Annotated in this window: 15 protein-coding genes; 9 read left to right on the top strand and 6 right to left on the bottom strand. The window is 67.4% G+C overall.

The window, feature by feature from the left end; translation table 11 throughout:
- Positions 1 to 1,490, bottom strand: a 1,490-nt coding sequence (locus tag M4D77_RS20815; RefSeq protein WP_259937281.1) for a PAS domain S-box protein, incomplete at its 3' end; no start/stop codon positions are given.
- A gap of 175 nt (positions 1,491 to 1,665) precedes the next feature.
- Here M4D77_RS20815 and M4D77_RS20820 point away from each other — a divergent pair.
- The 6 genes from M4D77_RS20820 (at position 1,666) to M4D77_RS20845 (ending at position 6,868) form a co-directional block, all read left to right on the top strand.
- Complete coding sequence (locus M4D77_RS20820) at positions 1,666 to 2,841, top strand: acyl-CoA dehydrogenase family protein (RefSeq protein WP_055475084.1); 1,176 nt, start codon at positions 1,666 to 1,668, stop codon at positions 2,839 to 2,841.
- 62 nt (positions 2,842 to 2,903) lie between these two features.
- Complete coding sequence (locus M4D77_RS20825; RefSeq protein WP_226512949.1) at positions 2,904 to 3,266, top strand: hypothetical protein; 363 nt, start codon at positions 2,904 to 2,906, stop codon at positions 3,264 to 3,266.
- Between the two features lie 76 nt (positions 3,267 to 3,342).
- Complete coding sequence (locus tag M4D77_RS20830) at positions 3,343 to 4,620, top strand: aromatic ring-hydroxylating dioxygenase subunit alpha (RefSeq protein ID WP_259937266.1); 1,278 nt, start codon at positions 3,343 to 3,345, stop codon at positions 4,618 to 4,620.
- Positions 4,613 to 5,110 (top strand): aromatic-ring-hydroxylating dioxygenase subunit beta, encoded by a 498-nt coding sequence (locus M4D77_RS20835; RefSeq protein ID WP_055475081.1) that lies wholly within the window; start codon positions 4,613 to 4,615, stop codon positions 5,108 to 5,110. Before M4D77_RS20830 ends, M4D77_RS20835 begins: the two co-directional genes overlap by 8 nt.
- A 14-nt stretch (positions 5,111 to 5,124) precedes the next feature.
- Positions 5,125 to 5,877, top strand: a complete 753-nt coding sequence (locus M4D77_RS20840) for an SDR family NAD(P)-dependent oxidoreductase (protein WP_259937268.1) — start codon at positions 5,125 to 5,127, stop codon at positions 5,875 to 5,877.
- Positions 5,878 to 5,917: 40 nt separating this feature from the next.
- Complete coding sequence (locus M4D77_RS20845) at positions 5,918 to 6,868, top strand: PDR/VanB family oxidoreductase (RefSeq protein WP_259937269.1); 951 nt, start codon at positions 5,918 to 5,920, stop codon at positions 6,866 to 6,868.
- 21 nt (positions 6,869 to 6,889) lie between these two features.
- Here M4D77_RS20845 and M4D77_RS20850 read toward each other — a convergent pair whose 3' ends face one another.
- The 3 genes from M4D77_RS20850 to M4D77_RS20860 are packed head-to-tail and all read right to left on the bottom strand — an operon-like array spanning position 6,890 to position 9,121.
- Complete coding sequence (locus tag M4D77_RS20850; protein ID WP_396266607.1) at positions 6,890 to 7,525, bottom strand: response regulator transcription factor; 636 nt, start codon at positions 7,523 to 7,525, stop codon at positions 6,890 to 6,892.
- Positions 7,522 to 7,800 carry a hypothetical protein gene (locus M4D77_RS20855; protein ID WP_058250617.1) on the bottom strand — a complete coding sequence of 93 codons (279 nt, stop codon included), beginning with the start codon at positions 7,798 to 7,800 and terminating at the stop codon, positions 7,522 to 7,524. Before M4D77_RS20855 ends, M4D77_RS20850 begins: the two co-directional genes overlap by 4 nt.
- A 25-nt stretch (positions 7,801 to 7,825) precedes the next feature.
- Positions 7,826 to 9,121, bottom strand: a complete 1,296-nt coding sequence (locus M4D77_RS20860) for an amidase (protein ID WP_259937273.1) — start codon at positions 9,119 to 9,121, stop codon at positions 7,826 to 7,828.
- A gap of 156 nt (positions 9,122 to 9,277) precedes the next feature.
- Between M4D77_RS20860 and M4D77_RS20865 the strand changes: the two genes are divergently transcribed.
- Genes M4D77_RS20865 through M4D77_RS20875 form a run of 3 tightly spaced genes read left to right on the top strand, consistent with a single transcriptional unit; the run spans position 9,278 to position 12,498 of the window.
- Positions 9,278 to 10,732: an MFS transporter gene (locus M4D77_RS20865; protein ID WP_259937274.1), complete on the top strand. Its 1,455-nt coding sequence runs from the start codon at positions 9,278 to 9,280 to the stop codon at positions 10,730 to 10,732.
- A gap of 39 nt (positions 10,733 to 10,771) precedes the next feature.
- Positions 10,772 to 11,944 (top strand): flavin reductase family protein, encoded by a 1,173-nt coding sequence (locus tag M4D77_RS20870; RefSeq protein WP_259937276.1) that lies wholly within the window; start codon positions 10,772 to 10,774, stop codon positions 11,942 to 11,944.
- Entirely contained in the window at positions 11,941 to 12,498 is a 558-nt protein-coding gene (locus M4D77_RS20875; protein WP_259937277.1) for a nuclear transport factor 2 family protein, read from the top strand. Before M4D77_RS20870 ends, M4D77_RS20875 begins: the two co-directional genes overlap by 4 nt.
- Before the next feature lie 126 nt (positions 12,499 to 12,624).
- Here the strand turns inward: M4D77_RS20875 and M4D77_RS20880 are convergent, their stop codons facing one another.
- Complete coding sequence (locus tag M4D77_RS20880; RefSeq protein WP_238995052.1) at positions 12,625 to 13,833, bottom strand: NAD(P)/FAD-dependent oxidoreductase; 1,209 nt, start codon at positions 13,831 to 13,833, stop codon at positions 12,625 to 12,627.
- Between the two features lie 636 nt (positions 13,834 to 14,469).
- A partial coding sequence (locus M4D77_RS20885; RefSeq protein WP_259937280.1) for an HNH endonuclease signature motif containing protein occupies positions 14,470 to 15,066 on the bottom strand: 597 nt, incomplete at its 5' end.

Raw genomic sequence — 15,066 nt, forward strand, 5'->3', positions numbered from 1 at the left:
TGGCCGGCGCCGTCCTCGGCGATCGTCGCGAGGGGGAGAGTCACCTGGACGGTGGTGCCCGACGGTTCGTTCGGCAGGTACCGGATCGTCCCGCCGTGGCGCTCGACGATGTGCTCGGAGATGATGAGCCCGATTCCGGAACCGTCCTGCTTGGACGAGAACGCGCCGGAGGCGAGGCGATCGGTGGGCGCGCCCGTCATGCCGCGTCCCTGGTCACGGATCCACACCGAGGCCAGTCCGTCGGACTCGCCGGTCTGGATCGTCAGTTCCTTCACCTCGGTTGTCGGACGGACGATCTCGTCGAGTGCGTTGACGCACAGGTTGATGATGACCTGTCCGATGAGCACGTTCTCGCCCTGGATCGGCAGGTCGCGGTCGGGGATCTCGGCGTACACGCGTACGCCCTGCTCGGCCGCGCGTAGTCGCACGAAGTACAGGCTCTCCTCGACGGTCTCGTTGAGATCCATGAGCGTCGAGGTGCTCTCGATGCGTCGTACGTAGCGGCGGACCGATGCCACGATGTCGGCGGCGCGGTGAAGTTGCTTCTCGATCTGGTCGATGCCGTAGGCGAGGCTGCGGGCGTCGACGGTCTCGGCGGAGACGCGGGCCTTGAGTCCGCTCAGGTAGTTCGTCGACGCCGCGAGCGGCTGCCCGAGCTCGTGGGCCAGGATCATCGCCATGTCACCCATCGCGTGGTAGCTGCTCAGATATTGGAGATTGGCCTCCTGGTAGGCGTTGCGGCGTTCCCATTCCACGCGGTCGGTCACGTCGCGCACGGTCAGGACCCGCGAGGAGATGCCGTCGTGGGCGACGATCTCGAGTTCGCCGGCCAGCCACACGGTGCTGCCGTCGTCCTTGATGATCTCCTGCTGGATCTCGACCGAGCCCGCTCCGTCCGTCAGCCGTTCGACGACGGGGTCACTGGTCAGCCGGGGTTCACACCGGCCGAGGTCTTCCAGATGGACGCCCGACAGCTCCGCGGGGGTGCGGCCGAACAGCTTGGCGGCCAGTGGGGAGATGTCGTCGATGCAGTTGTCGTCGTCGAGCACGACGATCCCGGCCGACGTGTGGGTCATGATGCGCTGCAACGACTCCGACACCCAGGTCAGCTCTTCCTGCAACTCGACCTCGTCGGAGATGTTGCGGAACTCGACCATCACGACCGGCCCGTCCTCGCAACGCACCAGGGTCGCGCGGGCATCGGTGAGGAACTCGGTGCCGTCCTTGGCGCGGTACTTCCACTGCTTGCGGCTCGACCCGTGCACCACCGCGGACTGGAGCCACGCCACGCCGACCTCGCGGCGGTACTGACGCTCCTGGGCGCTCATGTGGTGTGCCTTGAGGGGCTTGAGTTCCTCCAGGGTGAACCCGAAGATGCGGCAGGCGGCCGGGTTGGCCCACAGGATGTTCTTCGAACTCGCCTCGTGGATGAGGATGCCGGTGCCGGTGTGCAGGATCATCTGCTCGAAGTCCCGACGCGCGGGGAACATCGCCATCACCTCACCTTCGCCGAGTTCTGATCTTCGCCCCCGCCACGATGCCATGCAGGTGAGGACACGCAAGTAAGGAATTGCTTACCCGCGGCGCGGGAAATCCCGATACCGCGTCGGGTCCCGCGTCCATAGTGTCGGACTCGAGATCGAGATTCGATTCCGAACGGAGACAATGATGACCGCGGAGAGCCTGACCGAACGGGTGTGTGCGGAACCGGCGGGGGCGGCGCGCGACGCCGCGTTCGACCACGCGCTCGACGTGCTCCGGGATCGTCGGGACGAGTTCAACTCGCAGCGCTACGTGCCCGCCGACTTCATCGCGTTGCTGAAGCGTGCCGGCATGTACCGGGCCTCGACGCCGGCGGCGTTCGGAGGCGAGCCGATGGCACCGTCGGATTTCATGTCGCTGGTCGAACGCATCTCCGCCGTCGACCCCGCCACCGGGTGGGTGTCCAGTTTCGGATCGTCGCTGGTGTACTTCGCCGCGCTGCCGGCCGAGACCCAGCAGAAGATCTACGCGCACGGTCCCGATGTCGCCTACGCGGGCGGGCTGTTCCCCATGCAGGAGGCGCAGCGGGTCGACGGCGGCTACCTGTGCTCGGGGGTCTGGCAGTTCGCCAGCGGATGTCGCGGCGCCGACCTCCTCGGGATCGGTCTGGCCGGCGGACCCGAGACCGGCGGCAAACCGCTGACGGCGCTGGTCGATCCGGCCGAGGTGGAGATCGTCGACAACTGGGATGTCGCCGGGATGAAGGCGACCGGTTCCCATGCCATCCGCGCCGACCGCGTGTTCGTGCCCGAGGAGATGACCTTCGTGCGGGGCGGCGCACCGCAGATCGACGAACCGCTGACCCGGTACCCGGCGCTGGCCTACGCCGCGCAGGTGCTGGCGGTGGTGACCCTCGGCGCGGCCCGGGGCGCGCTCGACTACGCGATCGAGGTCGGTGCGGCGCGGACCTCGATCACCGGGGGTGCCAGCAAGGGCAACCGGCCGGCGTACAAGAGCGGCCTGGCGGTCGCCGAGGCCGAATTGCGTTCGGCGCGTGCGTTCTTCTACGACAGCACCGACCGGGTGTGGGCCAAGGCCGTCGCGGGACAGCACATCTCGACCGACGATCAGGCCCTGTTGCGGTTGAGTGCCACCCACGCCGCACACGTCGGGCGCAGCGTCGTGCTGCAGGTGTTCGACCTCGCCGGCACCGGGGCCATCTACGAGACCCATCCGCTGCAGCGGTTCCTGCAGGACGCCCTGGTGCCGGCGCAACACGCGATGCTGCAGACGAACACCTACGAGGCCGCCGGTGCCCTTCTGCTCGGCCTCGAGGCCGGCATCCCGAGCTTCCCCTGACATCCACACATCAGTCCGACATCACGCCACCCGACATCTCGACCGCGAGGAGTGCACCGCCCATGACCGACGAACCGTTGCGCACGCTGTTCTGCGTGGGGAACAACCAGAATTTCTTCGACCTGCCCAAGGCCGACATCGGTCCGGTGTGGGAGGCCACGATGGAGTTCCTCACGAGTCTGAAGAACCTCGACGGCGTCGAGATCATCGGGACCTTCGACGACGACGCCCACATGGTCGGCCCGTCCGATGGCTGGCCGTGGACGTTCTACGTCCTCGCCGACGTGCGCGACCAGCCGACCGTCCGGGCGGCCTGCAACCTGTTGCGCACCATCATGGTCGGTGAGTATGCGCTCTGGAAGTACTTCAAGGTCGAGGCGCGGATGGGACGAGCCCTCACCATCCGCGACGACGTCCCCTCATGAGCACCGCCTCCTGATCTCTCGCGCACCGACAGCCCCTCTCCGCGCCCCGGCGCGGTCGACACACGAAGGAACATCGATGACCACCATCGAGCGGCCGACCCGCGGCTTCGCGGACCTCGCCGAGAAGGACCGCGTCGCCGGTCAGCTGTACACCGATCCCGTGATCTTCGCCGAGGAGATGCGCAAGATCTTCTACCGCACCTGGGTGTGGGTCGCGCACGAGAGCGAGGTCCCCGATGCGGGCTCGTTCAAGACCACCCAGGTCGGGGATCAACCGGTCATCGTGACCCGGGATCGCAAGGGCAACTTCAACACCCTGCTCAACCGGTGCCGGCATCGCGGGGCGACGGTGTGCGACCAGCGCAGCGGCAAGGCCAACGGCTTCACCTGCCCGTACCACAACTGGTCGTACACCCTCGACGGTCGACTGCGCGGCATCCCGTACCCGGACGGTTACGAGGGCGTCGTCGAGAAGAACGACTTCCCCCTGCAGAAGCTGCGCACCGAGAGCTATCTCGGCATGATCTTCGCGACGTTCAACACCGAGATCGAACCGCTCGAAGACCACCTGGGTGATGCGAAGATCTGGATGGAGCGATTCCTCAAGCAGTCCAACGGATTTCCCACCAAGGTCCTCGGCAGCCACAAGTTCCGGTTCAAGGGCAACTGGAAGATCCAGCTCGAGAACACCACCGATGGTTACCACTTCCCGATGGTGCACAAGTCGTGGATGGCCTCCGTCGACGCCGAGACCGCCAACATGATGTCGTTCATGGACGATCCGGCCGCCGAGACGCATGCGCTCGGCAACGGTCACAGCGTCGCGATCATGGCGGCCGCGCACGCGGACCTCGACATCGACGACGGCTCCGAGGAGGTCCAGCCGCGGTTCCAGCATCTCGTCGACGAACTCGCCGAGGCGGGGGAGAGTCCTGAACGCATCCGTCGCTACATGCGCTCGATGCACGGCTGCGGGTTCAACCTCAACATGTTCCCGAACATCGCCATGTCGTCGTCGTTCTTCCGGGTTCTCATCCCGATCAGCGTGGACGTGACCGAGGTGTGGCACATGGCGATCGGCATGGACGGTGGGCCGGAGAGCATCAACCGCGAGCGCCTGCGGATCCACGAGCACTTCCAGGGCCCCTTCGGCTTCGGCAGCCCAGACGACGCCGAGGGATGGGATCGCGTCCAGATCGGCGCCGGTGGCAACCCGAACATGCCGATCCTGGTCAACCGCGGGGAGAACCGCGAGTACACGACCGAAGAGGGTTGGCCCACATCGCATGTCACCGACGAGACGGGGATGCGCGAGTCCTACGCCATGTGGAAGAGGATGATGAGCGATGACTGAACTGCACAGTTTCAACGACCCGCGCGTCCTGCGCGCGATCGCGCTCGTGTGGAAGGAAGCCGAACTCCTCGACGCCAAGGACTACCCGGCGTGGGAGGCTCTCTACACCGATGACGCGCACTACGTCATCCCGATCGATCCCGACACCGACGATTTCGACTCGTCGCTGAACATGGTGTACGACGACCAGCGGATGCGGCGCCTGCGCGTCGAACGGATGATGCAGGGTTACGCACCGTCGGCGGTCGCCGCTGCCCGCACGGTCCGGGTCATCTCGCGGTTCACCGTGTCCGACGTCAGCGACGACACCGTCATCCTGCGGTCCGCGCAGATCCTCAACGCGTTCAAGCGCGATGCCTTCTCGACGATCGGCGCCGAGCTCACCCACACCATCAGCCTCGGTTCCGACGGTAACGACCGGATCAGTCTGAAGGTGGCCCGTCTCATCGACAGCGAGGACGCGGTCAGCGCCTCCGGTTACCTGGTGTGAGGACGGACCTGGACATGAGTTCGACGAACAAGGGGATCGCGGTCGTCACCGGTGCCGCCGGCGGCATGGGTTCGCACATCGCCCGGCGGTTGCACCGGGACGGTCATCGCGTCCTGCTCACCGACATCGCACTCGACGCGGCGCAGCGGATCGCCGAGGAACTCTCGCCCGACGGGTCGACCGCGCAGGCGGCAGTCCTCGACGTCGCGCACCGCCAGAACTTCGTCGACGCCCTCGCGCACGTGCAGTCGGTGTGGGGCACACCGACGATCGTGGTCAACAACGCCGCACTCACCCAGGCCGCCGATCTGATGACGTTGGACGAGCCGGATTTCAACCGGGTGCTGAACACGAACGTCAACAGCATCTTCTTCGGCTGCCAGGTCTTCGGTGCCGCGATGGCCGAGGAGGGCTACGGCCGCATCGTCAACATGGCCTCGCTGGCCGGTCAGAACGGCGGCACCGCCACCGGCGCCCACTACGCGACGTCGAAGGGTGCGATCCTCACGGTCACCAAGATCTTCGCGAAAGAACTTGCGGCGCGCGGTGTCACGGTCAACGCCATCGCGCCGGGACCCCACGACCTGCCCGTCGTGAAGGCGACCGTACCGCCGGAGAAACTCGGCGCCGTGATCGCCGGGATACCCGTCGGCAAGCTGGGCAGCCCCGACTTCATCGGGGACATGGTCGGCCTGCTGACCGCCGAGAACGCCTTCTTCGTCACCGGCGCGTGCTGGGACGTCAACGGCGGGCTCTTCGTCCGCTGACCGCACCGCCGAACCCACTGTCACCACCAGGAGCACTCCCATGGCCCTCACCGACGTCGTCGTCTCCGCCATCGTCCAGGAGACCCCGAGCATCAAGACGTTCTACCTGTCGAAGCCGGACGGCTCGACGATGGGGGAGTACACGCCGGGTGCGCACATCGACGTCGTCGGTCCGACCGCCATCACCCGCCAGTACTCGCTCTGCAGCCGTCCCGACGGCCGGGAGTCGTTCGCGGTCGCCGTGAAACGCGAGGACAACTCGCGCGGTGGGTCGGCAGCGTTGCACGAGCTGCGCGTCGGTGACCGGCTGCAGATCAGCGAGCCGCGTAATCTGCTCGGGATCGATTCCACGGCAACGCATCACGTCCTGGTCGCCGCCGGCATCGGCATCACCCCGATGTTGAGCATGGCCCGGTACATGGATGTGCACGACATCAGCTTTGAGCTGCACTACTTCGCCCGTACGGCGGAGGACGCCGCCTTCCTGCCGCTGCTGCAGGAGCGCTGCCCGGAGAAGCTCCACGCTCACGTCGGCGTCGGCCGGGACGCCCAGGGAGCGATCCTGACAGCCGCTCTGGAATCGGCGCCGCCGCAGTCGCACGTCTACGTCTGCGGCCCCGACGGTTTCATGACCAAGGTCCGGGACCTGGCCGAACGGTTCGTCCCGGCCGATGCCGTCCACTTCGAGCACTTCTCCGCCACGGACCAGCCGGACGCCTCGGCGAACACGTCCTTCGACGTCGAGCTCGACGGCGAGACCTATCACGTACCGGCCGACCGGAGCATCGTCGAGGTCCTCGAGGAGAACGGCTGCGACGTCGACACGTCCTGCCAGGAGGGCATCTGCGGCACCTGCATCATGCAGGTCCTCGCCGGTGAACCGGAGCATCGCGACAACGTGCTGACCAAGGCCGAGCGTGAGTCGGGCGAGGTCATCGCGGTGTGCGTCTCGCGGACCACCGGCGAGAAGATGGTGCTCGACTACTACTGACCGGGCGCGACCGGCCGACCCTCAGGGGTTGGTCGGCACCTCGACGTCGAACCGCAGGATGTCCCGCACGAGCGTGCTGATGCTGTCGGCGTCGGTCTTGCTCTTGATCCGGGCGCGGTGCACGTCGACCGTCTTGACACTCATGTCGAGCCGTCGGGCGATGTTCTGGCTGGGCAGACCCTCGACCACCAGCGCGAGGATCTCCCGCTCGCGGGGGGTGAGCAGCGCGACCTTCGATTCCACCCACCGCTTCTGCTCGTGGGTGCGGAACCGTTCGACCGCCTTCTCCATGCCCGCCTGGACGGCGTCGAGCAGTCGTTGGGGGTCGTAGGGCTTCTCGAGGAAGTCCATCGCACCGGCCTGCAGCGTGGACACCGACATCCGGATGTCGCCGTGTGCGGAGACGAAGATGATGGCGACGTGCGGCGCGAACTCGTTGAGCTTCTCCTGCAGTCGTGGACCGCTCATCGTCGGCATGCGGACGTCGAGCACGATGCACGCGGGGGTGTCCCCGGAGTACTGCGCGAGGAAGTCGTCGGCACTGTGGCAGATCCGCGGCGAGATCCCGATGCTGCCGAGCAGCCAGTCGACCGATTCGCAGAGTTCCGGGTCGTCGTCGACGACGTACACCGTCGCGGTCGCATCCGATGCGGTCACGTCCACGCCGCGTCGGCCGTCCAGTAGTTCATCCCGACGGCACTCACCTGGTGGCGCCACTCCGAGGTCCGGTTGAGCCAGGGTTCCTCGCGCCGGACCGACTCGTCGGCCGCCTCCGGGCCGTCGGCCTCGACGGTCCAGTGCACCCAGTTGACCTCCCGGCCGTACTCGTCGTGGACGAACAGGTCGACATGGTGCCAGCCGTAGTTGAAGGTGTCCTCGTAGCACGTGAGGAACATCCGGTGGTGCGTCTCGGGACGGGGTTTGACTGTCATGCAGATCTTCTCTCTCGCAACCGGATCAGGCCGGGACGACCGGATGGGACCGGAGCTCGTTCTCGAGCACCGCGGCGACCTCGAACAGGGCCGACTCCCGCCCCGGCAAGCCGATCACCTGTAGTCCGAGGGGCATCCCGGAGTCCGTGGTCGCCCCCGGGACGACGACAACCGGGCAGCCGAGCAGCTGCCACGGTCGGCTCAGGACCGGCGACCCGGTCGCGGCGAGGCCGCTCGGTGCGGGGCCGGGTGCGGCGGGACCGACGATCACCGTGTGATCGCCGAGCGTCTCGACCAGCAGATCCCGGGAGCGGTCGCGGCGGATGAGGGCGGCCGCGTGGTCCGCGGGCCGGACCGCGCGGCCGGCGTCGACGAGGTCGAGCAGCGCGGGGCTGAGCGCGGCCGCATGGTCCCGGACGACATCGTCCAGCGTCTCGGCCGCCTCATGGGACATGACGGTCACGTGGTCGTCGGCCAGGGTGCGGACATGGTCGTCGTATTCGAGTGCGCGGGTCTCGACGTCGGCTCGCTCGAGCAGGTCCGGCAGCCGGTCGACCAGGTCCGCCATCGCCGGGTCGATCGGGTGCAGGTCGCTGCCGCCCCACACCACCACGGTCCGGACGGTGGAGCGACCGGGAACGATCGGCGAGCGGCCGGTGAAGGCGGTGTACACGTACTGCAGGTCGGCGATGTCGCGGGTGAGGATGCCCAGCGAGTCCAGCGACTCCGAGAGTCCGGTGACGCCGGACAGGTCCGTCGAGCCGTGCGCGAGAACCATGCCCGCGGCGCCGCAGTAGGCGGCCGGCCGGGTCAACGAGCCGGCGGTCTGCGTACCCAACGCCACCGGGATGACGCCCGCGCCGACGGCGGCGGCCGAACCGCTCGACGACCCACCCGGCGTGTGCCCGGGGTGGTGCGGATTGCGCGTCGGCCCGGGCGAGAAGTAGCCGAACTCGGTCGTGACCGTCTTGCCCTGGATCACGGCGCCCAGATCGCGAAAACGATTGACACAGGGCGCATCCGACGCAGCCGGCGACGACGACGTGACGGGTGAACCGGCACGGGTCGGGAGGCCCTCGACGTCGATGAGGTCCTTGACCCCGAGCGAGACGCCTCGCAGGGGCCGGCGACCCGGTATCCCATCCTGCCTGCGTGCCTCGTCGACGACGGCCGGGGACAGCTCGACCCACGCGCGCAGATCGGTGTCGGTGCCGACGATCTCCTCACGGACCTGTTCCGCGAGAATTTCCGCCGACACCACCTTCTCGTGGACCGCGGTCGCCTGCTCACTGATGGGCTGTTTCCAGTAGGCCGAGCTCACCGTTCCTCCTTCATGTGCTGGGACCAGTCTGCCCTGTCGCGCATCGCGGCGACAGTAAAGATTTCCCTCGTATCCCCGTAGGGACGGGTGGCCATAACGTCGTTGCCAGCCCCCGACAGCCCGGCGTCTTCGCACCCGCCAGTCCAAGGAAACCCAATGAGCCTCAGAGAACCCGCGGTGACGACGCCGTCGTCGCCGACCGCCCCCGATCGACGAATCGACTTCGGCCGCATGTCGAGACGGGCCTGGATCGTCACCGGCATGCTCGTGCTGTTCCAGATCATCGCGTTCGCCGACAAGGCGGTGCTCGGCCTGGTCTCGGCCGACGCGATGCCCGAACTCGGCTTGACCGCAACCGAATTCGGATTCATCGGCAGTGCCTTCTTCTTCCTGTACGCGATCGTCTCGGTCGTCACCGGGTTCCTGGCGTCGAAGATCTCGGTGAAGTGGATCCTGTTCGCGATGGGCGTCACCTGGGCGGTGCTGCAATTCCCGATGCTGCTCGGCGGCGGCGCCGCCATCCTGCTGGTGACGCGGATCATTCTCGGCGGCGCCGAGGGGCCCGCGACGGCCATGTCGCTCACCTCCGCGCACACCTGGTTCTCGCCCACCCGTCGTGCGCTGCCGTCGAACCTGATCGCAGCCGGCTCCACGCTGGGACCTGTCTTCGCGGCGCCGCTGCTGGCCTGGGTCATCGCCGTGTGGGGTTGGCGCTGGGCGTTCGGTGTTCTCGGCATCATCGGCCTGGTGTGGGTGATCGCCTGGTGGGCGATCGGCGCGGACGGTCCCTACCGTCCCAAGAAGGCCTCGTCGCCGGAAGAGCCGGCACTCGACACCGACGAGACGGTTGCCGATGCGAAGGAGGTCGCGACCTCCGCGGTCGACGAGCAGAAGCCGGTCAAGATCTGGCGTGCGCTGCTGAGCTTGGCGTTCATCTCCGCCGTGATCGGCGGGGCGTCGAACTTCTGGGTGCAGGGCTTCCTGACGACCTGGCTGCCCCAGTACCTGGGCACCGTGGTCGGGCTGTCGCTCGGTGAGGTCGGTGCGGTGACCACCGTGCCGTGGGTGGTCGGCGCGCTCGTCCTGCTCGGACTGGGTGCGCTCGGGCACCGGATGCTGCACCGGGGGAGTTCGGCACATCGGGCGATCGCCGTCCCGTTCGGCTGCGCCGCGGTACTGGCCGGGTTGTGCTTCATCGCCATCCAGGCGTCGTCCGGGATCACCGCGGTCGCGCTGCTGTGCCTCGCCGGTGGATGCAGCCTGGCGTTCCCGATGACCGCCACCGCGATCGGTTATGCGGTCGGCGCTCGGCAGCGACCGATCCTCATGGCCACCCTCGGCGGCGTGGCGTCGTTCGGCGCGGTCATCTCGCCGATCCTGGTCGGCTGGCTCATGACCGACGCGGGGTATGTGTCGCCGCCGAAGGGTGAGAAGCCCAGCGCGGAGATGGCCGACAACATGGCGGCCGGCGTGCACCAGGCGTTCACGATCACCGGCATCGTCCTGCTGGTCGGCGGCGCACTGTGCATCGCCTTCCTCTGGCCGGAGCGACTCGGTGCCATTCTGCAGAAGCGGTACGTCCAGGAGCCGGTCGAGGCCCGGTCCGCCTGAGTGCCCGACCACCGCGACGATTCGATCCCAGGAGAAGACATGTCCGACAACGTGATCAGTGCCATCGACCCAGGCATCTTCCGAAATGTGATGGGGCACTATCCCACCGGCGTGGTCGTGGTGACGGGACGCGGTGACGACGGCTCCGTGCTGGCCATGGTCGTCGGGACTTTCAGTTCGGTGTCGATGGACCCGCCGTTGGTGTCCTTCATGCCGATGAAGACCTCGCGCACCTTCGAGAAGATGCGGGCCTGCGAGTCGTTGTGCATCAACATCCTCGGCGGTGAACAGGAGGACGTCGTCCTCACCATCGCGCAGCGCTGGGAGGACAAGCTCGCGGGCATCGACTGGTTCCCTTCGCCTTCGGGCGATCCGGTTCTCGCGGATTCGGTGGCCTGGATCGACACCCGCATCAGCAACATCGTCGAAGCGGGTGATCACTGGATAACGCTCTGTGAGGTGCGGGATCTGGCCGTGACCAACCCGGTGTCGCCGCTGATCTTCTTCCAGGGTGGCTACGGCAGTTTCGTGTCGACGTCGCTGATGGCCCGAATGGACCACGAGATCCTGCCGACGATCCACGCCGCGCACGCGGCGCGCCCGCAGGTGGAGGCATTGGCGACGTCCGTCGGCTGCGAGGTGTCGGTCCTCACCGCGGTCAGCCGCGACGAGATGGCCGTCGTGTTGTCGGCCACCGCGCCGGGCGTCGACCGTGAGGAAGGCCTCGCGTACCGCATCCCGATGGTGCCGCCCATCGGGGACACGTACGTGTTCGACCAGGACGACGAGACCCGGGAGCGGTGGCTGGCGAAGCTCCGGCATGCCGATGATGATGTGCGGCAGGTACATCGCGACCGTCTCGACTTCGTGCGGCGGCACGGTTACCTGGTGTCCTTCCTGCCCGATGCCTCGTCGACTGCGTACGAGGAGATGCGGGAGGCGACGAAATCCTATGAGCGGGGCCGGTTGACGCCTTCGCAGGAGCGCGAGATCTGCGAGTCCATCGGGAAGTCGGCCGTGGACTATCGCCTTCGCGAGGTGCGACCCGATCAGACCTATGACGTCGGTTCCGTCGTCCTGCCGATCCGGGACGCACGCGGCGGATACTCGATGACGCTCCGGTTGTCGCAGTTGCCGCTGGGCGTGAACGGCTCTGAGGTCGAGGCCTGGATCTCGGAGGCGCGTGCGGTGGTCGAGGTGCTCGGGCGATGAGCGATGTCGATGCCAGGATCTCGGCGCTCGTCGCGCGGGTCGAGACCCTGGAGGCCGAAGCCGAGATCCGGCGAATCCAGGCTCGGTACATGTTCCTCTGTGACACCCCGTGTCCCGAACCCGGTCTCGCGGATGACGCCGAGCGCGTCGAGCGCATCCTGGACCTCTACACCGACGACGCCGTGTGGGAGGGCGTCGGCGAGTACTACGACGGTCAGTTCGGGCGCGCGGAGGGCAAGCAGGCCATCGGCGAGCACTTCCAGCGCTTCTGGGGCGAGAAGCGGGACCCGGCACTGGTGCTCAATGCGCATTACCTGACCTCCGAGCAGATCCACGTCGACGGCGACGAGGCCGAAGGGCAGTGGATTCACATGCAGCCGTGGCTGTTCGGCGACGGCTCGGCCCTGCTGCGGTCGAGCCGGCTGAACAACGCCTTTCGCAAGGACGACGGCCGGTGGCGGATCACCCGTACCCGCACCGAGAACGTCTTCATCGCGCCGCTTCCCGACGGATTCGCCGAAAGCTACCCGTCGGGGTCGGTGTTGATGGGCTGAGGCGGGCGAGCGTGCGGCGTTCACGTCGGTCGGATCGCATGCGTTGCGACTGTGTTCGTAGGTCGGCGGCGATGTCGCGCAGCGACGCGCGCCGAGTCGCGCCGTAGACGAGCCCCGGCAGCGCGGTCATGGGGAGCATCGCCCATGGCGGTTGCGTCCGGTTGTAGATGTATCCGAGTGTCGCGGCGTACTCGGGTCGATCCCGGGCCCGGCGGTTGACCTCGTGCTCGAGCGGCGACGGTGGGGTGCCGGACGCCAGGAAGTTCGTCCACTGGTAGATCTCGACGCATTCGCGCTCGCGTCTGCTCGCCCAGGCCGCGGTGGCGGTGTCGACGGCATCGGGGTCGGGGTCACGGCTTCGCAGGATGGGTGCCAGTTCTTCGCCGAGCAGGCGGCCGTACCGGTAGGCATCCCGGATTCCTTTCGCGGTGACGGGATCTTTGAAGTGCCCGGCGTCGCGGGCAGCGCCCATCCCGGTCCGCTCGACCGGCGGAAGTAGGATTCGATGCCCGTGCACGACCGCACGCGTGAGGTCATCTCGGCGCCGTCGAGACGGCGTGCGAGTCCGGGTAGCGCGGCGACTCCCGCCAGGTAGGCATCGGTGACCCGGCGGCCACGGAACTCGCCGTCCATTCCGATCGGTGGCTGCAGCAGGCACAGCGTGTGGCCGCCGTCGCACGGGAACGCGGTCCCGAGGAGACCGCCGACACGCCATTGGGAAGCGATGTGGCGCAACTCGGTTCGTGGGTCCGTCCAGTACGCGAAATAGCAGGAACGGCCGCTCGGCGTGGAGACCAGCGGGATCTGGGCATTCGCCGCCCGCGCCACCATGCTCGTGCGCCCGTCCGCGCCTATCACCACGGGGGCGACCGCACGATGCTCATGTTCGTCCTCGTCGACGTAGACGACGCCCGCCGCGCGGCCGTCGGTCCAGATCAACGACGTCGCCCGGCACAGTTGCCGAAGGTCGGCGCCGGCGGCGACGGCGGTTCGCTGGAGGGCGGCGTCGAGGTGCGAACGACGTAGGCACATCGCGTAATCGATGCCCGAGACCGGCGAATACGTGGTCCGCCAGCCGATGTCATCGAGAGCGGCCTCGGCTGTCGGAAGTCGCGGCGCGCCGGCGTCCTCGACATCGGGCAGAGCGCCGAGCGTGTGGATCTCGGCCATGGTCGACGGCCACAGCAGATGAGTCGACAAGGTGTCGGACGGAAAACGTGCCGAATCAATGAGGAGAACGCGTAACCCACGGCTGGCCAGCGCGATTGCCGTTGCGGTGCCGGCGCATCGGGCACCGACGATGACGGCGTCGAATTTCTCGGTTCGCACGCTCATCGCGAACTTCATCCACCGGCTCGGTCGCGGACGGATGGAACGATAGCCGTTGCGTGTGTCTCTGCGCAGCGGTTTCACAGGACCGGCTCGAACCACAGCCACGCCGCGCCGGGTGCTTGCTACGAGTCGGGGCGCCTCGTCGTCTTCTACGTCGACGCTGCGGCTTCGTGCCGGTTTCGACGTTCCTGCCAGACGAACACGCCAAAGAAGGTCAACCAACCGACGATGACAAGTGTTGCGGCGATGTACGATTCGCTCTCAATCCACCCGCCGGCGGCGAGTCCGCCGAGCAAGCCGGCTACGGTTATCGCGATGTGTGCCCGAGTTATGTGTCCGATTCTACTGGGGCGGGGTCGTCCTTCGATGGGTTGCGACGGGCGATGCCGGACGGGACGGAACTCGAATGCGCAGCGGCTCCCTGTCATTGTCCTATCTCTGGCCCGCGGTTGATGCGGTCTGCGAGTTGATGTCGCACGGTCGAGCGCGTTCATCACTGGTTGCGTCCGGGGGGGCAACGGCGTGCCTGTCCTTGACGTCGCGGTGGTGAACGGCCGCGTCGCGAGGTCGACATTCGCCGCATGACTTCACCCACCGTGTCAGGGTGTTCCTGACCGGCGATAGGGGTAGCGGCGGTGTTCAGAACGGCGGTGGGTTGGCGTCGTTCCAGCGCTTCTCGGCGCGTTGCTGGCGTCGGAAGTCGTTGTCGCGTTGCGTGTTGAGTCTGTCGCGGGCGGGGTGATCGGGTGACCGTCTGGGGAAGAGTTTGTTGAACAGGTCGCGTCCGCTGAAGGCGTTGCCGACGAACATGTGCCCGGTGGGTGTGGTGAACCAGGCGGTCTGGAGTTCGTCTTGGTGGTCCTGCCAGCTGGTGAAGGTCTTGATTCGGTGATGGAACCGGCACAGCGGTTTGAGGTTGCGTGCATCGGTCGGGCCGCCGCGCCGCGGGTCGGCGTGGTCGAAGGGTTCGGTGTGGTCGAGATCGATCTGCCAGACCGGGGCGTTGCAGCCGGGGAAGGTGCAGCACAGTTCACCGGCACGCACCAGCGCCTGCAGCTTCTTCGACGGGGTGTACCGGGTTGTCGAACTGTCCGCGCCGGGAGGCGATACCGGTGGCGCGTCGGGCGCGGCGGGGGTCGGTGCGGGATGGATGTAGGTGCGGCGCGCTTCGGCGAGCAGCTGCCGGGCGGTGTCGGCGTCGATGATGCCGTGGCGGTCGAGGAAGGCGGGATCGTC

Origin of the sequence: Gordonia sp. p3-SID1431, assembly GCF_025143765.1 — a bacterium.
Classification (GTDB): domain Bacteria; phylum Actinomycetota; class Actinomycetes; order Mycobacteriales; family Mycobacteriaceae; genus Gordonia; species Gordonia hongkongensis.